At 49.8% G+C, this 21,014-nt stretch carries 19 protein-coding genes; 2 read left to right on the top strand and 17 right to left on the bottom strand.

Features of this window, described 5'->3' with window-relative positions:
* Positions 1 to 4 precede the first annotated feature (4 nt).
* The 17 genes from AOC34_RS02120 to bchF all read right to left on the bottom strand — a co-directional run bounded on the left by AOC34_RS02120 (position 5) and on the right by bchF (position 18,482).
* Entirely contained in the window at positions 5 to 496 is a 492-nt protein-coding gene (locus AOC34_RS02120) for a TspO/MBR family protein (protein WP_108468554.1), read from the bottom strand.
* Between the two features lie 3 nt (positions 497 to 499).
* A complete protein-coding gene (locus AOC34_RS02115; RefSeq protein WP_108468553.1) occupies positions 500 to 1,714 on the bottom strand; it encodes a geranylgeranyl diphosphate reductase in 1,215 nt (404 codons plus the stop codon).
* A 2-nt stretch (positions 1,715 to 1,716) separates the two neighbouring features.
* Positions 1,717 to 3,018 (bottom strand): BCD family MFS transporter, encoded by a 1,302-nt coding sequence (locus AOC34_RS02110; protein WP_234408133.1) that lies wholly within the window; start codon positions 3,016 to 3,018, stop codon positions 1,717 to 1,719.
* The gene (gene chlG / locus AOC34_RS02105; protein WP_108468552.1) at positions 3,018 to 3,899 is read right to left on the bottom strand and encodes a chlorophyll synthase ChlG; all 882 of its coding nucleotides are present in this window, start codon (positions 3,897 to 3,899) and stop codon (positions 3,018 to 3,020) included. The genes AOC34_RS02110 and chlG overlap by 1 nt, the downstream gene beginning before the upstream one ends.
* A gap of 138 nt (positions 3,900 to 4,037) precedes the next feature.
* Positions 4,038 to 4,799: a putative photosynthetic complex assembly protein PuhE gene (puhE, locus tag AOC34_RS02100; RefSeq protein WP_159074781.1), complete on the bottom strand. Its 762-nt coding sequence runs from the start codon at positions 4,797 to 4,799 to the stop codon at positions 4,038 to 4,040.
* A 25-nt stretch (positions 4,800 to 4,824) separates the two neighbouring features.
* On the bottom strand, positions 4,825 to 5,892 hold the full coding sequence (acsF, locus tag AOC34_RS02095) for a magnesium-protoporphyrin IX monomethyl ester (oxidative) cyclase (RefSeq protein WP_108468550.1): 1,068 nt from the start codon (positions 5,890 to 5,892) through the stop codon (positions 4,825 to 4,827).
* Complete coding sequence (locus tag AOC34_RS02090) at positions 5,889 to 6,260, bottom strand: hypothetical protein (RefSeq protein ID WP_108468549.1); 372 nt, start codon at positions 6,258 to 6,260, stop codon at positions 5,889 to 5,891. Before AOC34_RS02090 ends, acsF begins: the two co-directional genes overlap by 4 nt.
* On the bottom strand, positions 6,260 to 6,718 hold the full coding sequence (gene puhC, locus AOC34_RS02085; protein ID WP_234408132.1) for a photosynthetic complex assembly protein PuhC: 459 nt from the start codon (positions 6,716 to 6,718) through the stop codon (positions 6,260 to 6,262). Before puhC ends, AOC34_RS02090 begins: the two co-directional genes overlap by 1 nt.
* Positions 6,715 to 7,422, bottom strand: a complete 708-nt coding sequence (gene puhB / locus AOC34_RS02080) for a photosynthetic complex putative assembly protein PuhB (protein ID WP_108468548.1) — start codon at positions 7,420 to 7,422, stop codon at positions 6,715 to 6,717. The genes puhC and puhB overlap by 4 nt, the downstream gene beginning before the upstream one ends.
* On the bottom strand, positions 7,419 to 8,186 hold the full coding sequence (gene puhA / locus AOC34_RS02075; protein ID WP_108468547.1) for a photosynthetic reaction center subunit H: 768 nt from the start codon (positions 8,184 to 8,186) through the stop codon (positions 7,419 to 7,421). The genes puhB and puhA overlap by 4 nt, the downstream gene beginning before the upstream one ends.
* Positions 8,187 to 8,209: 23 nt before the next feature.
* Positions 8,210 to 9,640: a BCD family MFS transporter gene (locus AOC34_RS02070; protein WP_108468546.1), complete on the bottom strand. Its 1,431-nt coding sequence runs from the start codon at positions 9,638 to 9,640 to the stop codon at positions 8,210 to 8,212.
* Positions 9,637 to 10,338, bottom strand: a complete 702-nt coding sequence (bchM, locus tag AOC34_RS02065; protein WP_108468545.1) for a magnesium protoporphyrin IX methyltransferase — start codon at positions 10,336 to 10,338, stop codon at positions 9,637 to 9,639. The genes AOC34_RS02070 and bchM overlap by 4 nt, the downstream gene beginning before the upstream one ends.
* A 2-nt stretch (positions 10,339 to 10,340) precedes the next feature.
* Positions 10,341 to 11,249, bottom strand: a complete 909-nt coding sequence (bchL, locus tag AOC34_RS02060) for a ferredoxin:protochlorophyllide reductase (ATP-dependent) iron-sulfur ATP-binding protein (protein ID WP_108468544.1) — start codon at positions 11,247 to 11,249, stop codon at positions 10,341 to 10,343.
* Entirely contained in the window at positions 11,249 to 15,046 is a 3,798-nt protein-coding gene (locus tag AOC34_RS02055) for a magnesium chelatase subunit H (protein WP_199908310.1), read from the bottom strand. Before AOC34_RS02055 ends, bchL begins: the two co-directional genes overlap by 1 nt.
* Positions 15,036 to 16,655: a ferredoxin:protochlorophyllide reductase (ATP-dependent) subunit B gene (gene bchB, locus AOC34_RS02050; RefSeq protein WP_108468542.1), complete on the bottom strand. Its 1,620-nt coding sequence runs from the start codon at positions 16,653 to 16,655 to the stop codon at positions 15,036 to 15,038. Before bchB ends, AOC34_RS02055 begins: the two co-directional genes overlap by 11 nt.
* 1 nt (position 16,656) lies before the next feature.
* Complete coding sequence (locus AOC34_RS02045; protein WP_108468541.1) at positions 16,657 to 17,970, bottom strand: ferredoxin:protochlorophyllide reductase (ATP-dependent) subunit N; 1,314 nt, start codon at positions 17,968 to 17,970, stop codon at positions 16,657 to 16,659.
* Positions 17,967 to 18,482, bottom strand: coding sequence for a 2-vinyl bacteriochlorophyllide hydratase (bchF, locus tag AOC34_RS02040; protein WP_108468540.1), 516 nt, complete (start codon positions 18,480 to 18,482; stop codon positions 17,967 to 17,969). Before bchF ends, AOC34_RS02045 begins: the two co-directional genes overlap by 4 nt.
* A gap of 201 nt (positions 18,483 to 18,683) precedes the next feature.
* Between bchF and AOC34_RS02035 the strand changes: the two genes are divergently transcribed.
* Both AOC34_RS02035 and ppsR read left to right on the top strand, forming a co-directional pair.
* A complete protein-coding gene (locus tag AOC34_RS02035; RefSeq protein ID WP_108468539.1) occupies positions 18,684 to 19,577 on the top strand; it encodes a cobalamin B12-binding domain-containing protein in 894 nt (297 codons plus the stop codon).
* Positions 19,578 to 19,588: 11 nt separating this feature from the next.
* On the top strand, positions 19,589 to 21,010 hold the full coding sequence (ppsR, locus tag AOC34_RS02030; RefSeq protein ID WP_108468538.1) for a transcriptional regulator PpsR: 1,422 nt from the start codon (positions 19,589 to 19,591) through the stop codon (positions 21,008 to 21,010).
* The last annotated feature ends 4 nt before the right edge of the window (positions 21,011 to 21,014 follow it).

Raw genomic sequence — 21,014 nt, 5'->3', positions numbered from 1 at the left:
CCGCTTAAGCAAACGGTCCATTGAGGCGAATCGTTTCCCAATTGAGGGCCATCGCAATCGAGACCCACACCAAGTACGGCACCATCAACCACGCCGCTACGCTCGATACCGGAATCATCGCCACAATAATGGCAGCGACCGATCCCCATAAAAAGAATGCTTCGATCATCGACCAATCAGGACGGTGCAGCTTGAAATACAAGACACTCCACAAAATATTGAAAGCACCGTTCAAGAGGAACAAAACAATCACGATGGATTTTTGATTGGTGCTCGGGCCGCGACTCCAAAACTCGAGCCAGGCAAACGCCGACGCAATAAAGATGCAGGTCCACACCACTCCAAAAGCCCAGTCGGGTGGTTTCCATGGTGGCTGTACCAAAGCTTTGTACCAAGCCCCTACTTCAGTCGCAAGCCCGCCCGCAATCGCTACGACCAAAACCCAGGCCGCAGCAGCGAGCACATGCTTTTGAAGAAGGAAGTCGGTAGTACTCATTTTTTAGGCTTTGGCAATCCCGAGAAGGTGGCCCATGTCTTTAAAGAAAATCTTGACGTGGGCCAGAGGCTTCTTGCGCACCAGCTTTTTATGCATGTATGACTCGAAGGTCAGCTTTTGCACATCCTTGTCTTCGCACATCTTCACAAAGCTCTCACGGCGTTTATTGGTGGTGTACCAAAAATACTGCATGATGCCCAGCACGATGAAGGTCAAGCGGTGCTCTTTCATGAAACGCTTACGAGCGAGTTGCAAGCATGCTGGGTTCTTGCTCTCTAAAAATTCCATCACCGACTCACCGGCCAATTGACCGCCGAGCATGGCGTAATAAATACCTTCGCCTGATGCCGGAGCGACGACTCCAGCGGCATCGCCGGCGAGTACCACCTGCTTGCCGTCATCCCATTTTTTAAGGGGCTTCATTGGCAAGGGCGCGCCCTCGTGGCGAACCAGCTCGGCATTTTCCAGGCCAATTTCTTTACGGAGCTTGCCAACCGCATGGCGCAGTGAGAAACCTTTATCCGCGCTGCCCGTGCCGATACTTAAAGTATCGCCGTGGGGAAATACCCAGCCATAAAAATCAGGGGATAACGGTTTTTGGTAAAACACATCGCAGCGATCCGGGTTGTACGACTCGGGCTTCACTGCTGGTGTTTTCACAATCTCATGGTAGGCAAAGACGTAATTGGCTTCAGCACATCCCTTCACGCCGGCACTGCGGCCCACTTGCGATTTAGCGCCATCGGCACCAATCACCGCCCTTGCCAGGATGCTATCCATTGCGCCTTCTACCGTGGACTTGTTATCGCGCACCTTAAAGTGAATGCGTGCCAAGTCACCTTCCCGCGTTAACTTCTCAAAAATGCCATCGCGTCGCTCTGCGCCATGTTGAACTGCGCGATTGCGTAACCATTCATCAAATTCCGAACGATCAACCATACCGACAAAGCCATTCTCAATTTGAATGTCGACTTTCTTACCCGCTGGGGAAATCATGCGCGCTGAAGTGGACTTAGCAACGAGCAGTTCATCGGGAATCGCAAAATCTTTAATGAGGCGTGGTGGTATTGCGCCCCCGCAAGGCTTGATGCGTCCCCGTCGATCTAGCAACAATACTTTCTTGCCTTTTTTAGCGAGCGTCTCTGCCGCAGTAGCGCCCGCTGGACCGCCGCCGACTACGACGACGTCATACACAACGGAATGTTGGTTTGTTTGCATAATCACTTCTCCACTTTCGAAGCTAAATAAGCTGATGCGATAAATAATCCCGACTCAATACTGAATACACTGGCGTAGGCAACGGATTGACTCTCCATCAAAGCTCTAGCGATATCGCTGGCTGCGGCGCCAAGGAGTCCACCCACACCAAAGGCAATCGCTTGCGCGCCGCCCCAAAGACCAATGCGAACACCCTCTTTTCCAGCGCCGCCAGCAACCGCCAAGCGCATCATCGAGGCAATTGCGGCAATCGAAAATGCACCATTAGCAAGGCCTAATAGAAAGACGTTAAAACGCAGTGGCCACTCAGGCCCAACCATGCTGCCAATCGCCAGGCCCAGCATTGCGATACCGGAAGCCACGCAGCCATAAATCATCCATAGACGTAAAGAGCCGCAGTAGGCGCGCAATCGACTCGAACCGCAAATCGCCACGAGTAGCATGCCCATCAGTACGCCCGAGTGCTGCACGCCTGAGAGACTGGTCGTTTGCCCTAAGGTATAGCCAAAGACGATGCCTGCAAATGGTTCCAAGATTAAATCTTGCGAGCTAAACGCAAACATGGAGATAAAGATAAAGATCGAGAAGCGACGGGCATCCCCGTCCGCCCACACTTCGGCCAATGCCTGACGGAACGGTGTTTTACGTTCTGCGTGCACAGGGCTATTTTGTAATTCAGGGGTTTCCAATCGATAGAGGGCGGCGATGGTTACCAATACTGCAATCGTTGAAATGATTCCCGAGATCACGACTACTTTGTAAGGCTCATAGGGATCCAAAAACTTACCGGCCATGATGCTGGTGAACGCAAACCCAAATATCATCATCAGCCACACGATGGTTGCTGCTGCTGCGCGGCGCTCATCGTTGACACCCTTGGCAAGCAGTGCCAGCAGCGAAGTGCCGCTAATGCTGACGCCAATACCAATCAGGAAAAAAGCCAATGCAGCGCACGCAATCCCGAGAATCAAGTAGCTTGCCATCAGAGCGGTGGAAAGCGCTGCCCCAAATCCGCCCAGGGCCAACACGCATATACCGCCAATAATCCAAGGGGTCTTCTTGGCTCCGCTGTCAGAAGCGTGCCCCATACGGGGACGTATGACTTGAATGAAGTAATGAAAGGCCACCAGCAAACCGGGAAGAATCGCAGGTAGCGCCAATTCCACCACCATGATGCGATTGAGGGTCGATGTGGTCATCACCACAATCCCGCCAATGGCGGTTTGGACCAAACCCAAACGCACGATATCGAGCCAGCCAAAACCGCTCGTACGGATAAATGTCGGAGTGAGTGCGATGCTCATTAGCGTGCCCCGAATGCGTGTATGGCAAATGCGGAAACCATCATGCCGCTCACTAAGAGTGGCACACCAAAGCCGCTATAGAACAGTGCGTAGCGCACGGGATCCGATAAAAATTTCCGCATCAACACCAGCTGACATACGATTAAGCCAGCAATCGCCAGTGCGTAGTTACTGCGATCCCAATACAAGAGCAAGATGAGAACAATCACTTGTGGCACGATCATGACCCAACACGCTAAGCGCGCTGCGCGATCGACACCGAGCTGGACTGGTAAGGAGCGCACGCCCATTCTGCGATCGCCCTCGATCGCCTTAAAGTCATTGAGTGTCATGATGCCGTGGGCGCTGAGGCTATACAAAATCGCAAAGGTCAATGAGGGCATGCTCGGCGCCATACCGCCGGCAAGTAGTGCAGCGCCTGTAATCCACGCCAAGCCTTCGTAACTTAATCCGCACGCTAAGTTTCCCCACCAACCGTTTTGTTTTAATCGTACTGGTGGCATGCTGTAGGCCCACGCTAAAACCAGTGCCACCATCGTTGCAATAAATCCCCAGTGACCCAAGGCACTAGCGATGAGTAATGACAAGAGTGACCACGCGATGGCAATGTATAAACCCCAATGACCTGGAATGCGTCCCGATGGAATGGGTCGGTTCGGTTCGTTAATCGCGTCGACATGGCGATCAAACCAATCGTTGGTGGCTTGGCTGGATGCACAGACCAGGGGGCCTGTGAGTAATAATCCAATCAACATGATCTGCCAATTGGCAGTAATGGAATATCCAGATGAGATCGCACCGCAAGCAAACGCCCACATCGGCGGAAACCACGTAATGGGTTTGAGCAGCGTTGCGACAGCACTGATCTGAGGCATATTCATGTAAATAATTTTTACATTTACATATCAGACTGTCAAATAAATTTGACACTATTTACCCGTTTAGGGCTTGGGAGTTACCCTATCCTACGGGTTTACCATTAGATTACTGCAAAGTGCAGGAATCCTTAAAAAAGGGCTTTAGCGCCCCTCCCGAAATCCCCATTTCCACAAGCCTTCGCTCGAAAACGGCAAGACCAGCAAAATGTGCTCCAAAATGCCCAGCGACAAGAGGGTCGCAAGCAAGGTTTTGGACGTAAGAGCAAATGCACTCTCCGTCGCCGTAAAAATATCGATCCATAACGGCGTCACCACAATAACCGCCAGCACAACCGAAAACGGCATCAGGTAATTCATCGGACGGCGGCGAAAGTACGTCTGCAAATACTTGAGGTGGTCTGGCAAGAAGCGTTCATTTAAATTGAGCACGCCCAGAAAGATATTAATTTTGGCACTTTGGCGCATTACCCACAAAATCACGAAAGCCCACAGACCCGTCGTATTAACGGCGTCGACATGCAATACGGCTAACACAATGCCTAGTACGAGCAAAGCGAGTTCATGGTGATTGATGGTTTGAAATGCGTACCAGGCGCGCTGCCAACCCTTCGCATCCGCTGGACAGAGTACACGGCGTGAGCCGGTAATGTAGCCCAGCAAGAAAGCCAATTCTTGCCAACCCCAAATCAAGATGGCGCAGGTGAATGCGCAGTAAGCCCCCAGCACCGTATCTTGCGTACTGGAAATGCTGATGCCCCAAAACGCAAAGAACAACAGTACGCACGATGCAAAGAAGATGGGCCGGAAGAATTTTTTAGAAAAACCATCGAGCCACAGAATCACGCCCGTGCTAAACCACCAAACTAAAATGGCAAACGCGAGTGGAACGATCCATGCTGACATTACGCTAAGAACCTCTAATCCAGAATTACCATGCTGGAGCCATGCGAATGTCGGCAGGCAATTCGTTTGGCACGACGGGGAGCATATAGATGCGCGCAAATACCAATGCAGCATTGGCTGCTAAGTAGCCGCGCTTCACGTAAGAGAACAGACCGCCCTGTACTTTGGCTGCTTCAACTTCATCGGAGATTTCCCGCAAGCGATTAAAGCCAGCCCACAAGCGATCATCGTCTAAATTAATCGTAAATGGAAATACCTGCTTTGAAATATCCGAAGTGATCTGCAGCACTTTACGATCATATTCAGCCACCGATACACCTAAGGCAGCGTGGAACTCAGGCCTCGAGTGATCGCGCACATACATGGTCGCATAGACCGCAATCAAGAAGAACCGAATCCACAACTTATTCCGACCTTCGAGCAAATAGGGATTGGCGCGCATCATGAGCGCAAATGCTTCGCCATGGCGGAACTCGTCATTGCACCACTTCTCAAACCAGGTAAAGATCGGATGGAATCGCAGCTCTGGATGTTTTTCAATGATGCGGAAGATGGTGATGTAGCGTGCGTAACCAATCTTCTCTGACAAGTAGGTTGCGTAAAAAATAAATTTAGGCTTAAAGAAGGTGTATTTTTTCTCACGCGCCAAGAATCCCAAATCGACACCGATACCAAAATCTTTTAGCCACTGGTTAATAAAGCCGGCATGGCGGCTTTCATCTCTAGCCATATACGAAAACAGATCTTTTAAATCGGGATTCTTGATGCGCTTTTTGATTTCGGCATACAGCACGCAGCCGGAGAACTCGGAGGTAATCGAGCTAATTAGAAAATCCAGAAACTCTTGGTACAAGCCCTCTGGCAATTGCGAATAGTCCTTCACCATGTCATCTGGACGCTGAAAGTGCGTTTGATTAATGTCCCGATCAAACTCATTCATAAGGCGATTCCACTCAGGACGCACCGAGTCGATATCAAAGCTATCCATTTCTTTAAAGTCGGTCGTATAAAAACGCGGACTTAACATCGTGTTCTCTAAAGCACGATCGGTTGACTCACTAATTGTGTTGGCGTGCATGGTTGCGGTGGTCATACTTCTACCCTCTTTCCTAAATTCAGATTCATTGCGGTTGTGTTGTCTACCTGCTGCTGCGCTGGCTTTTGCCTAGGGTACTTTTTGGTATGCGAAAAGCGCGTTGTGGAAAAACTCACTTCATACAACATAGTGAGCTCCAGGCGTGCCGTGCAATAGGTCCACAAACGACTGAATAAACCCGCTCTCGAAATCGTGGCTTTACGCGTAAATTCCATTTGCTGACCGAATTCAATGTGCGTAAGCGGGTCATGAATCAAGACCTGATCGCCAGGACCAATCTCAACCCCTTTCAGTTCCGCATGGGCGTACAAAAATTCAGCGGTATTCGATAGCTGAATTTGACAATCGACAATCTCTTTGTCCATTACTGCACCCCTTGTGGCTTAAGTAATACTGCAAACTCAATCACATTGTCTTTGCCAAATGACTCTAAATCAATGCGATTACCGGTTGCAGGGTCTAGTAGCGTTAGCCGGCCATCGGCCCGCGCAATTAACTCAAATGGAATGGCTTGATTGACTTCTTTAATGCGCCGCTCGCGTGCCATGGCCCGCAAGATTCCCCGCACAAACCCAGCCTCGCCCTCAATGACCTTTACTACGCGGCCATCGGTTGCTGAAATTACCGCAATCGAGCCATCGCTGCGATCTTCAAAGCGCAATTGCTTGGTAATCACCGCTTGCGCATCGGTCTCGCGGGTCAACTTACCGGAGTCGACGAAATCGGCCACAAACAAAATCAAGGCTGCTAAACCACCCACTGCAATGAGTGCCAGTGATTTGGGGATGCGCATACCGCGATGGGAGGGCTGTGCTGTATTCATGCTGCTTTAATTTCTCCGTTTAGCCCCGAATGACCGCTCTGAACATCAGCATACACGGGGGCATCGGTCTTTGCTGCGCGCACAGTCTGCTCGGCCAAATCCACTTGATTGGCTTTAGCCCATGCATCGGATAATAAGCTAGCTACCTTCTGGCTATCTGGGATGCAACGCAACATGGGCTCTGGATTAGCCCAAGCACCGGGTTTGGCGTGCGGCCATAAGTGAAATACTGCAATCTTGTTATGTTCATCCAGCTTCAATGGAATATCGCCGACGCCATGCTGACCTACATTTAAACCCGCACTCTGAATTTTCTTCAGGGGCAGATTGAAGGTCATATTAAGCACAATGCCAATGCGCATCACAATGCGGCGATCCGTCAGCGTATATAGGGTGGTTGAGCAGATTAAATGGGCAAAATAAGCAACCAACCCCAAACACGTTGCCGATAAGAGCGTCATCCACAGCATCGACATCCCTAAGCTGGCAATGGAGTCGCCATCGTAGATACCCGAGAACAAGCGGTAGGCCAGCAAAATGCCAAAGTAAATGAACAGCGCCCGCATATGAAAAACCCGTAATGCAACTGCCTTAAAGTCAGGGGCGCCTTGCCAAAGGATCGATTCTCCTTTTGGCAATTTCTCGGGTAAACCCAGCTGAGCCTCAAACTCATGCTCCGGACTTGAATGCAGATTGGGGTTCATACAAGGGGCTCCTGACGCTCAGGTGTTGCGTACAAAGTGCCGCCGCCGTAATAGGCCATGACCTTCTCTTCTTCAAGCAAGGTAATTTGCTCGGGGTGCTTGGTGGTTGGTACATGGGCAAACTGCGTCGATAGAATCGACTTCACAGCAATATCGTGCTTGCCAATGCGGCAGAAGTTGATTGGCAACAATACGGTATTGCCACTGCCCAACTTCACTTCCAAGTAACGAATGGTCACTTCCATGTGATCGATCCAGGCATCCGCAACGACACCAGCGACGTTCCCATCAGCACCAACCACTTCCATGCCAATGGGATTGCGGTCTTTGGCTGATAAAGCAAATGCTGGCAATAAACGCAGTGGACGAATGCGGGCATGGCCCTCCAAGTCATAGTCGACATGATCGGCGCGCTGTGCATACGAGCCTGGCCCTACTCCCGCCAGCATAGGATTACCCGTTGGCTGCATGGGAGCGCCATTCCAGGGATGCGATGGTTCGGCGGCAATACGCTCCACCTCAGGCGGTGTCGGCAATGGAGCAGTGTACGTTTTGCCGAATTCGGTTTTATACGTCACTGGCCGCGGCATACCTAAGATGCCCTCTTCACGGCGCACTTGACCAAAACGCTCAGTCTCCAGCGGAAAGCCTTCCCGCTTGCTTTCGAGGGTCAAGTAAATTACAAGGCCAATGAAAAAAAGCAAAAAGATATAAAAAGCGATTTGCGCTACATCGATGTACTGCGTTATTGCTCCGGTTCCCATTTTCTACTCCTTTACAAAATTAACTAGCCTGGAAAATCAGCTAAACCAAACTTTTTGATGCCTGAAACAGAGCGCTGATGGCGACTTGCCACCAAAGGCCCTAATGCCACTAATGTTGCAAACAACAAATAAATCTCAATGTGATACACCACGCTATAACCCGTACCTGCGCCATTTAATACCGGCCCAATCGCACCGCTGGTAGCCAAGGTAGAAACGCCATCGCGAATCACGCCGCCAATCGACATGCCAATACCGGAACAGGTGGCAGTTACCGCGCCCCAAGCACCAATCACCATGCCGGTCATGTTTTCTTGTTCGATGCTCATGGCAATTGTGAGCGTACTCACCGCAAATAATCCGCCACTAAATCCAATTAAAAAAGCGCCGACCCGAAATAAAGTAGCGGAGTTGAGGGGTTCTGAAAAAATCACGGATGTAAATGCAAGTAAACCGATCAATAAGCCAATCGATGCGATTCGGTACGCGTTGATACCTTTGACTAGCCAGCGTGCCGACAAAACAAAGGCGAGCAGCGAACCACCTGAAATTAATGCGGTCAACAAACTCGTTGCTGACACACTTAAGCCTAAAATCTCGCCGCCATAGGGCTCTAAAATGACGTCTTGCATGCTAAATGCAATCGTCCCCAAGCCCAACATGATGAGGAAACGCTTGACCTGTGGCATCGCCATAAAGGTTTTCCACGACTCTGAAAATGGAGGCCGCTCAATGCTGGGGTGAGTTTTGTGGGGCTGGCGCACCTCTTGCTTCCACAAAGCAATTAGGTTCAGCAGTAAGGTGACCGAGGCCGCCCCTTGAATCACTTGCACCAATTGCACTTGCGTAAATGGCTTCAGTAACAAACTAAATACGATGCCGCTCACCACCATACCAACCAGCAGCATCACATACATCATGGCTACCACGCGTGGGCGATTTTTTGGCTCTGCTAAGTCGGTTGCCAAAGCCAATCCTGCAGTTTGGGTTGTCTGCATTCCAGCACCAACGAGCAGGAAGGCTACTGCGCTGGCAATGTAACTAAACCAAGCTGGCCAATTGGAATCACCTGAGAGCAAGATTAGTGCAAAGGGCATGATGGCCAAGCCACCAAATTGCAACCAAGTCCCAATCCAAATATACGGTACGCGTTTCCAACCTAATATCGAGCGGTGGGTATCCGAGCGATAACCAATCAGGGCCCGAAACGGCGCAAAGATGAGAGGCAAGGCAACCATCAAAGCCACCATCCATGCGCTCATGCCCATCTCCACAATCATCACGCGATTGAGGGTGCCAATGAGTAAGGTTGCTGCCATACCCACGGTGACTTGGAATAGGGACAAACGCAATAAACGGCTCAGCGGCAAGTCGGCTGTAGCGACGTCCGCAAATGGCAAGAAGCGCGGATTAATCCGCGTCCATGCTTTAGCCGTTTTAAAAAATTGCATCATGAGAAACGACGTAGCTCCATGATTTGCGATTGGTAAAAGCCACTGGAAATACGCAAGGTAAAGCTCACGCGCCAACTGTGCAGCAGCTTGGACCGACCAACTAGATCGCGTAATTTTTGCTCGCTCACCGGCTCAATAAAGGGCGCACGATCTCTGCGGGGAAAAAGGCGCCCTACTCGAATCATGATTTCTAGCAAAGCAGAGCTGGGTGCGAAGGTAAAAATGATCTTTTGGTGGGTGCGCTCAGCCAAACGCTCCAGCACATTCAGCATATCTTCTGACTGGTAATGAATCATCGAATCCATACCCACAACGTAGTCAAATTCCCCGAAGGCCTCATCCAGCATATCCCCCGAGTGAAAGGCAATGTTCTGCCGCTCTTCTGCAGGAATGCGCTCTTGTGCTAACTCGACTAACTTGGGTGATAAATCGACTGCAACCACATTTGCTCCGCGCTTAGCCATTTCTAATGCCAATGCGCCTGTACCGCAACCGGCATCCAGAATCCGCTTACCGGTTAAGTCTTCGGGCAGGCGGTTCAAAATACGTTGACGGGTTTGGTCTCTACCTGCGCGGACCGTCGCCCGAATACCACTCACCGGCGCATCGGAGGTGAGCTTAGCCCACGCATCGACTGCGGTCCGGTCGAAGTAGTTCTTCAGCTTGCTTCGGCGATCTTGGTAGGACATTTCAGCCATGGTTAATCAAATCCCAATAAGTCAAAAATTTCACGGTCTTTTAATGATTCGCTCAAAATCGGATCATCATCTAGCAACAAGCTGGCAGCTAAGCGCAGATATTCTGCTTTGACTGCTTCAATTTCAGGGGTCGATTCCATTTCAAAAATGGTGCACTTCTTGAGGCGACTGCGACGAATGGCATCCAGATCCGGAAAGTGCGCCATGGTCTTCAGGCCAACCCGGTTATTGAACTTATCAATTTGATCGGTGTCCTTACTGCGGTTCGCAATCACGCCACCTAAACGGACGTTGTAGTTTTTTGCTTTTGCGCTAATTGCTTGAACGATGCGATTCATTGCAAAGATCGAGTCAAAATCATTCGCTGCCACAATCAGGGCCCGGTCTGCGTGCTGTAAGGGTGCAGCAAATCCGCCGCAAACCACGTCACCTAAAACGTCAAAGATCACCACATCGGTATCTTCTAAGAGGTGATGCTCTTTGAGTAATTTGACGGTTTGACCAACCACATAGCCGCCGCAACCCGTTCCGGCGGGAGGGCCACCTGCCTCAACGCACATCACGCCATTAAAGCCTTCGTACACAAAGTCTTCAACCCGTAACTCTTCCGAATGGAAATCAACAGTCTCCAAAATATCAATCACGGTTGGCACTAACTTACCGGTCAAGGTGAAAGTCGAGTCATGCTTGGGATCGCAGCCAATTTGAATGACTTTTTTACCCAGCATCGAGAACGCTGCCGATAAGTTTGAGGAGGTTGTGCTTTTACCAATGCCGCCTTTGCCATAAATGGCAAAGACTTTGGCGTTGCCAATTTTCTCCGAGGGATCCAGATGGACCTGGACGCTGCCCTCACCATCGGGTGGTTTGCGGGTTGTAATTTCAGAGATGGGTACGCTGACGGTATTCATTAAATTGCTACTCCTTCGTAAACACCTTCTAATCTATCTTCGAAATCTTGTGCAACACGGCGCAAGGTTTCTAGAACAGATGGTTCGGGTTTCCAATATTGCCTTTCAGAGGCTTCTAAAAGGCGGTTTGCTACTTTTACTGAGGCGGCTGGATTAAGACGCATAAGACGCTCGCGCATATCCGCATCCAAAATAAATGTTTGGGTAAGCTGCTGGTATACCCAAGGCTCGACTTGGCCAGTAGTGGCGGACCAGCCGATGGTGTTCGTGAGGTGCGACTCAATCTGACGCACTCCTTCATATCCATGCTTGAGCATGCCCTCGTACCACTTTGGATTGAGCATGCGTGAGCGGGTTTCCAATGCCACTTGTTCGTTTAAGGTACGGACAACGCTCTCGCCCTTGGTTTGATCGCCAATGTAAACCGGTGGCGCTTTGCCGCCTTTGGCACGCTTCACAGCGCGGCTAATTCCTCCCAAGGTATCAAAGTAGGTATCAATGGTGGTCACGCCGAGCTCAATCGAATCCAGGTTTTGGTAGGTCAATTCGACGTCGGCCAAAATACGCTGGAGCAATTCTTTTTGCGCTTGGGGGCGGCCATTGCGGCCATAGGCAAAACTCTTACGGCTGGTATAGGTCTCGGCCAACTCATCTTCATCCTGCCATAAGCCGTTATCCACCATCATGTTGACGTTGGCGCCGTAAGCACTCTCTGCATTGCCATACACACGCAAAGCGGCTGTCTCTAGATCGCAGCCGGTTTTGGCTTGGTAATCGAGCGCATGCTTACGTACAAAGTTTTCGGTAATCGGCTCATCTGCAGCGGCAGCAAGGTAAGCTGCTTCGGCCAATACTTTGACTTGAAGCGGCATTAAGTCCCTGAAAATTCCGGAGATCGAAACCATCACATCAATCCGGGGACGTCCCAGCTCTGCCAATGGAATCAAGCTTGCGCCTGCGACTCGGCCAAAGCTATCAAAGCGCGGTAAGGTTCCCATCAAGGCCAAAATTTGGGCAATCGGACCGCCTTCGGTTTTAAGGTTATCCGTACCCCAGAGTACTAAGGCAATCGATTCTGGTAGTGGATTGCCATCTGCCTGATAGCGCTCGAGTAATTTATTAGCCTGCATTTGTCCATCGCGTACCGCAAATTTGCTGGGGATGCGGAAGGGATCAAAGCCATGGACATTGCGACCAGTTGGCAATACATCGGGATTGCGCAGCACGTCACCGCCCGGTGCTGGCTTTATATAACGGCCATCCAATGCACGGTAGATGCCTTGCAGCTCGCTATCCTCTTGCATCAGCCGATCCATCTTCACAAGGCCATCCAACTGCTCGCGCATTTCGTTGGAGAGTTCTAAGTGATTTTCGCTAATGGAACGATCAACGGTAGTGCCTTCTACCAATCCGGCAATAATGGCGCGATCAAGTGTCTTTGCTGGGCCATCACCAGCTTGAGCTGAGCTCATCAGCATATCAATCCGCTCTTCTTGGCTGAGTGAATTACCAAGAACATGGAGCCCATGCGGAATCAAAGCGTATTCCATTTCCAGAATTTGCTCATTCAGCTTATTTAGACAAGCCATAACGATCTGGCGATCCATGGTTTTCCAGCTTGGCTCCAGCGGGGCTAAATTAAGTTCAGCCGCCTGAACCTGAATCATCTCGATCAATTCCAACTGCTCATTGCTATCCATGCTGACCGTAGCATCATCCGTTTGGGCTGCTGGCGCTAGAGTACGCCACCGATCGAGGGATGCTTTGAGGTCAACCAAACCGCGATATAAACCGGCTTGCGCAACTGGGGGCGTTAGATAGCTAACTAAGGTGGCACCAGCACGGCGTTTTGCAATCGCGCCTTCCGAGGGATTATTGGAGGCGTAAATATAAATATTAGGCAAATCGCTAATTAAGCGATCTGGCCAGCAAGCGCCCGACATGCCCGATTGCTTGCCTGGCATAAATTCGAGTGCGCCATGGGTACCAAAATGCAATACCGCATTGGCATTAAAGTCTTCGCGAATGTAGCGATAGAAAGCGGAGAAGGCATGGGTTGGTGCAAAGCCTTTTTCGTACAAGAGGCGCATCGGATCGCCCTCATAACCAAATCCAGGCTGAATCGCCACCAGCACATTGCCAAATTGCTTACCCAACACAAATAATGCGCTACCGTTTGTGAGCATGCGTCCTGGAGCTGGGCCCCACTGCGCCTCGATCTCTTTTAACCAAGGCTCACGCTTAACGTAATCATCCAAACCAATTTGCGTATGCACATTGGCATCCATGCTGAATTGCTGCGCATTGCCCGTGAGCATTTGCTCGCGCAAATCATCTACTGAAGCCGGAACATCGACGGTATATCCCTCATCGCGCAAACCCTTAAGCGTATTGAAAACCGACTCAAATACGCTTAAGTGCGCTGCTGTGCCAATGCGACCGGCATTGGGTGGGAAATTAAAAATAACCAAGGCTACTTTGCGGTCGTGTTTCACGGTTTTACGCATCGCAATTAACTTGGTGACACGCGCTGCCAGCATGGCGGTACGCTCAACGCAGGTAAACATGTCATGCGCATTGGTATTGACTTCAAAAGTGCAGGCTTTATGGCAACCGGTACAGGCAACACCAGCGGCGCCAGCACGTCCACCAAAGATCATGGGATTGGTAGCACCGTCGAGCTCCGGAATGGCAACCATCAAGGTATTCTCAACCGGCATTAGGCCTTGGTCTGACTTGCCCCAATCGCTCAGAGTTTGAAACTCAAGGGGATGCGCCGCCAAATAAGGAACATCCATTTTGGATAAAACTTCTTCGGCTGCTTTGGCATCGTTATAAGCAGGGCCACCCACCAAAGAGAATCCCGTTAAGGAAACCACGGCATCAACTGCACAGTCGTCCCCATCCATTAAGAAGGCGTCAATCGCGGGTCTGGCATCAAGGCCTACCGCAAAAATAGGTACTACTTGTAAGCCTTGGGCTTCCATCGCTGCAATCACAGAATCGTAATGCAGGGTATTGCCAGCCAAGATATAGGAACGTAGTAATAACAATCCAACACGGCCGCGCGATTTTTGGTCGGATACTAATTTGGGTAAATCACGCAGCTCTTCACTCATACGGCCCTTGAGGCGCGGATGATAAATACCGGTCTCGGGGTAAATCAGTGGCGCAACGCTTTTCTCTTGGCTACGCAATACTGCCCGCTCGCCTTGGGCATAGCGGTTAATGAGGCTGCGCACCATGTGGTACATATTTTCTTCGGAGCCGCCCAGCCAATATTGCAATGTTAGGAAATAAGCACGGACATCCTGAGCACTACCGGGAATGAATTTCAGGATCTTAGGTAAACGGCGCAACATGCGCATTTGGGCAGCGCCGCCGGTTTGGGCTTTTTCTTTATTGCCACGCAAACGCTTGAGTAAAGCCATCAAACCAGTAGCAGGCTTACTCATATTAAAGCTACCCATGTGGGTAAGCGTGACAATCTCCGCTGCCGACATTGCGCAGACCATGGCGTCGCACTCCAGGCGACGTGCTTTCAAGGCATCAATCACCGGCAGGAAATGGTCTTCCATAAAGAGCATCATGGCCACCACAATGTCCGCCCGAGTAATATCATCCACGCACGCTTTTAAAGCTTTTGCATCTACAGTCCAGCTCGATGCCGCATGAATGGTTAAAACCAAGCCGGGCATTTTCTTTTGCAAAGCAAAACGAGCACGCTCGGTGGCGCTGACCAAATGGGTATCCATGGTCACAATCACTACCCGAATTGGTGTGTGATTAGCGGCCATAGTGTGCCTTTGCATCGTATAAGGTCTCAATCGTGATCATCGACAGCCCCTGCTCTATAGCAAAACGCTCTGTATTACGACGGGCCTTTCCACGCACAAAGAAAGGAATTTTTCCAAGCTCTTTCATGGCATCGGGTGCCCATGTTGCTTCACCTACAACAGCATCAACTACTGCACTGGCGGTCACGCTGATTTGTTCTGCTGGTATTTCTGTTTTGGCCGGAGCTGCTGGAGCATGATTGACCGCACGGTGGCCTAAATGCGATCCTGCGGCGCTGGCATCAAACTCAAAATCTTCACGGAACATCATGATGAGGTGCTCTTCTAAGCCCATCATCAGAGGATGAATCCAGGTATCAAATAAAACGTTTGCACCTTCAAAACCCATTTGTGGGGAGTAGCGCGCTGGAAAGTCCTGCACATGAATCGGCGCTGAAATCACTGCGCATGGAATGCCGAGGCGCTTGGCAATGTGGCGCTCCATTTGCGTACCCAGCATTAAATCGGGAGCAAGTTCACTGGCCTTTTGCTCTACTTCCAAATAATCATCTGTAATGAGTGCCTCTACGCCGTAAAGCGCGGCGGCTTCACGTACATCGCGGGCAAACTCACGGCTATAGGTACCAAGACCAACCACCTCAAAGCCAATTTCTTGGCTGGCAACGCGGGCGGCGGCAATCACGTGAGTCGCATCACCAAAAATAAATACCCGCTTACCGGTTAAGTAGGTTGAGTCAACCGATTTGGAATACCACTGTGCACGACTATTTTGGTAGCGGTCCACAATGCTGGCATCAAGTCCTGCAAGGGCTGCGACTTCAGCAATAAATTCTGTAGTGGCATTGACGCCAATTGGAATGACTTTGGTTGCAGGCTGACCAAAGGTCCGCGTTAGCCAGGATGTGGCTACACCGGCGATTTCAGGATACAGAACCACGTTAAAGTCGGCTTCACCTAAACGCTGGAGGTCGGCAACACTCGCATTGAGCGGCGCCGTGACATTGACTTCAATGCCCAACTCACCCAATAGTTTCTGAATTTCATGCACATCATCGCGATGCCGAAATCCAAGCGCCGTAGCGCCCAAGATATTGCAGCTCGGTGCCTTACCGGCAGCACGTGCAGCGGCGCGCTCGGCCACTAAAGTGGCAGCGGGGGTTTTCACCGCAGGCGCTGCTAAGGTGCGCACCATTTGATAAAAGGTTTCGGCTGCGCCCCAATTTTCTTTTTTCTGATACGAGGGCAACTCCAGTGGAATGACCGGAATCGGTAAATTGAGGGCCTTCGCTAAGCCAGCAGGATCGTCTTGAATGAGTTCTGCTGTACAAGAAGCACCAACCATCATTGCATTTGGCTGAAAACGTGCGTACGCCTCACGGGTTGCATTTTTAAAGAGCTCTGCGGTATCGCCGCCCAAGTCGCGCGCCTGAAAGGTCGTATAGGTCACGGGTGGGCGTTTTTTTGAACGCTCAATCATCGTGAAGAGCAAGTCAGCGTAGGTATCACCTTGGGGTGCATGCAGCACGTAATGCACATCCTTCAATGCAGTAGCAATGCGCATTGCGCCCACATGTGGCGGTCCTTCGTAGGTCCAGAGTGTCAGTTGCATATTAGGCCGCCAGCTTCATACGACGTTGCAATGGACGGGCAAACAATTCAGCTAAGTCAGCTGCTTGCTCGTAACCGTGGACTGGACTAAATACCAACTCAATCGACCACTTGGTGGTGATGCCTTCGGCTTCCAATGGATTGGCTAAACCCAAACCACAGACCACGATATCCGGATTGTCGGTTCGGCAACGATCGAGTTGCTTTTCAACATCTTGTCCTTCAACCAGGCGAACATCGCTTGGTAAGAGCGCGAGTTCTTGTGCCAAATGCTGGCGATGCAAGTATGGCGTGCCGACTTCGAGCAAGGTCATACCCATCTCGTTGTGCAAGAAACGGGCCAAGGGAATTTCCAGCTGCGAGTCCGGAAAGAAGGAAATGGTTTTTTGATTCAGAATCGCTTTGTAACGCTCTAAAGCCGATATTGCACGGGCTTTTCTGGGTGCTGTTACACGCTCAAAGTCAGCATCGGAGATGCCCCATTCTTTAGCAGCAGCGGCCAACCAATGGCTTGTTCCCTCAACACCAAAGGGGAACGGCGCATCCAGGCGCTGAGCTCCGCGCTCATCAAATAAGCGCCCTGTTTCAGCAAGGAAGGGCTGGGCTAATAAATAGCGTGTATTGGCATTGACTGTGACCGTGTCATTACTATGGCGAGGCGGGAAGAATGACACTGCATCGATGCCAAGCTCATTAAAGACGCGTCGAAATTGATCTTCTACAACGTCTGGTAAGCAGCCCACAACCACGAGGTTCTTAGCACTTGAATCTACTGAACTTGCATTACTCTCACCAGACTTAGGCAATTCCTTTACTAAGGCAGCTAAACAGGCATCTTCGCCCTGCGTAAAGGTTGTCTCGATACCGCTGCCGGAGTAACTTAAGATCCGGCATTGCTGAATAAACTGTTTGCCAAGGCGCTCTGAGGCGCGGGATAAGTCCAACTTAATCACTTCGGATGGGCATGACCCAACTAGAAAAAGCAGTTTGATATCGGGCCGACGGCTTAGCAATTTAGTAACGACCTTATCGAGCTCATCATTGGCATCGGCAATACCAGCTAAATCACGGTCATCAATAATGGCCGTTGCAAAACGAGGTTCTGCAAAAATCATCACGCCCGCAGCCGACTGAATTAAATGCGCGCAGGTACGTGAACCCACCACCAAGAAAAATGCATCTTGTATCTTGCGATGCAGCCAGATAATGCCCGTGAGGCCACAAAAAACCTCGCGCTGGCCCTTTTCTTTCATGATTGGAATGTCGCGACTGGCGTCACGCGCTGGGCTTAGATTCGGCGTAGTAATGGCGTTCATGTTGCCATCCCCCCGTGGATATTAGGCTTATCGGAGCTTAGGGACTCTTCCTCAACGCCTTCATATCGAGCCACCCTTAGCTTCCATACAAACTGCGCCGCATTGATTAAGTAAGCAACGTATGCAGCCAATGCCAAATAAATTAACTCGTTGGCGCTGAGTGTGCCGTTCCATAAGAAATAAAGGTACGCAGTATGAAGTGCCAGAACCAACATGCTAAAAACATCTTCCCAGAAAAAACCGTCCGCAAAGAGGTACTTACCAAACACGACTTTTTCCCAAATCGACCCAGTAATCATGATCAAATACAAAGCAATCGTCTTGACAACGATCGATACCGTCGCTATTTCATAGCCATCGCCAGTAAAGAGGTAGCGAATGACTAAACAAAAACTGATAATGAAAATGAGAAATTGGACTGGAGCCAAAATGCCCTGAACCAAGGTCCACACAGATTCATTGCGCCGTTTGCGCTGATCTGCTGTGTAGAGGGGTTTAGTCAAATTACTCACGTTTTTGCTTTTCCAATTCCATTGAATGTGTAAACAAAACTTTACGACTAATTTAATTTACAAAATACCGTATTTACCCTAAGTTAATCAGGGTTTACCCCTAAATATCATCTTTATCTACAGCTTATTCTATCAAAAGTGTAATATTTGTTTTACATTGTAAACAAGTTTATTTTTTTACCTATCCTTAGCGAACCCCTTATGTTGGCAAAAAAAGAGAACCAGCAAGCATCCACTGAAGCGCCCGCCTTAGATACTGGCAAGGTTCTGGCTATGGTCAAAGGGATTGGCCGCGTGAATCAAACGGGCAATCGGGATTGGATTGAAGATCGCCTACTCAATACCATTTTGGAAACCGGCGCACTGGAATTAAAACCACATTCGTCAGCGCACCTCACCTGGCAAATTATTGAAGATCATGCGGATGGTTTTGTCGCAATCATTACGCGCGATGGCCCACAAAAAACCGAACAATATATTGCTGAGTTATTAAATTTGGGAATGGGTATTGATTTAATAGTGCTGGAGTTAATACCACGCATAGCACGCAAGCTGGGTGATCAGTGGCTTAGCGATAGCCTTAGTTTCACTGAGGTCACCATTGCAACTGGTCGTTTACAGAAATTAATCTACAGCTTAGATCATCTATATCAGGAAACTCGAACAAGCTCTTCTACTGCACATAGTATTTTAGTCACGGCCGCACCAGGCTCACACCACACACTGGGGCCGCTCATTTTATCGAATTACTTTACCTGGGCCGGATGGGATGTGCTGAGCGAAAGTGCGCCGACCCAGCAGTACATTGAGAAGACCGTTGCCAGCAAATCCCTGACCGCGGTTGCAATTAGCATTGCCGATTACGATCAACTGGATCAGCTGCCTGCGCTCATTCAATCGATCCGCAATAAGTCGCTAAACCCAGCAATCATCGTGCTCACAGGGGGATCGCTATATAATGCCGATGCGATGTCATTTGGGCATATTAAAGCCGATATAAAATCCAATACGCCCGAAGAAGCATTGCATCAACTGAACCGAATTTTAAATATTACAACCGAAGTCAGCAGCTCAGTTTCAGCCCTTAATAATTAAAATAAAAGTAAATGGCGCTCACCGCACACCCCAATGACAGTCTCAATACGGTAGATATTAAGACCGCTGTATCGTTAGTTGCATACTCTGCCGATGTTGTTTTTGTACTCGACACCGATGGAACTATTCGCGATGTTGTGAATGCGGACAAAATTGGTATCGAAGACAGCAGTAGCCTAATCAATAAAAAATGGATGGATACGATTGCAATCGATAGCCATCCAAAAGTGCATGCCCTAATGGATACCAATACCAGTGAGGGCACGCAGAAATGGCGGCAAATTAATCAACTGCTGCCCGATGGAAAATCATTACCCATTTTATTTAGTACCGTTCATCTCCCCAAACAAAAAGCGGTACTAGCGATTGGCCGCGACCTGCGTAATATCTCCGCCTTACAACAACGCTTAGTAGAAGCGCAGCAAGAAATCGAGCGTGACTATACCCGCTTGCATGCGATTGAAAACCGTTACTCGCAGTTGTTCAATATTACCGATCAAGCTTATTTACTCATCGATAGCCAAACACTGCGCATTATTGAGGCCAATAAAGCATCTGGTACTTTACTCGGCGACTCCAAAAAATTAGTAGGAAAGGCGATTGGCGACTTGTTTGCAAAGGCCGATCAAGAAGTCATCCAGGACTATTTTGCTGATTTTAAGATTGGTAATTTGCAACAAAACCGGGTGGTGCACCTACTTAATTCGGCAGATGAGGTTGAGATTTCCAGCGCATTGCTTCGCGAGGGTCGGCAAAGCGTGTATCTCGTTAGCCTAAACCCCTTATCAGTCAATGCCGCCACCATTAACTATGGCGAGCAAAGCGCCCTCGTCTTAAAAGCCATTGAAGAGTCAAGCGATGCGTTTGTGGTGACGAATTTGCAAGGCCTCATTCTGTCCTCCAATAAAGCATTTACCCAAATGACCCATTCTGCGCAGGCAGAATATGTCATCGGCAAATCATTAGAGCAGTGGCTCGGACGCTCAACCATTGATTTACGCATCATCTTGAATACCTTGCGTGAGCACGGCGTCATTAAGAACTATGCCACCACCATTACCAGTGACGATGGCAGCTCGCCATTAGAGGCGGAGATTTCAGGGGTTGATGTCCGCTCCCATAATCCCCCTGCGTTTGCCTTTAGCATCCGTAGCATTTCTAAGCGGGTTGCACAGGCCGGCCCCACACCCAGCAATATTGAGAAAAATGCACGGCACCTGACTGAACTGGTTGGTAAAGTTCCCCTCAAGGAAATTGTGACCGAAACCACCGACATCATTGAAAAGCTGTGCATTATTTCGGCTTTAGAACTCACCATGTCGAATCGCGCTTCCGCTGCAGAATTGTTGGGCCTATCGCGTCAAGGCCTCTACATTAAGATGCGTCGCTTTGGCATTATTGAGAACAGCGCCTCCGAAGACAACGACTCCTAGATTA

Source organism: Polynucleobacter difficilis, from assembly GCF_003065365.1.
Classification (GTDB): Bacteria; Pseudomonadota; Gammaproteobacteria; order Burkholderiales; family Burkholderiaceae; genus Polynucleobacter; species Polynucleobacter difficilis.
This window is presented reverse-complemented; position numbering and strand designations above follow the sequence as displayed.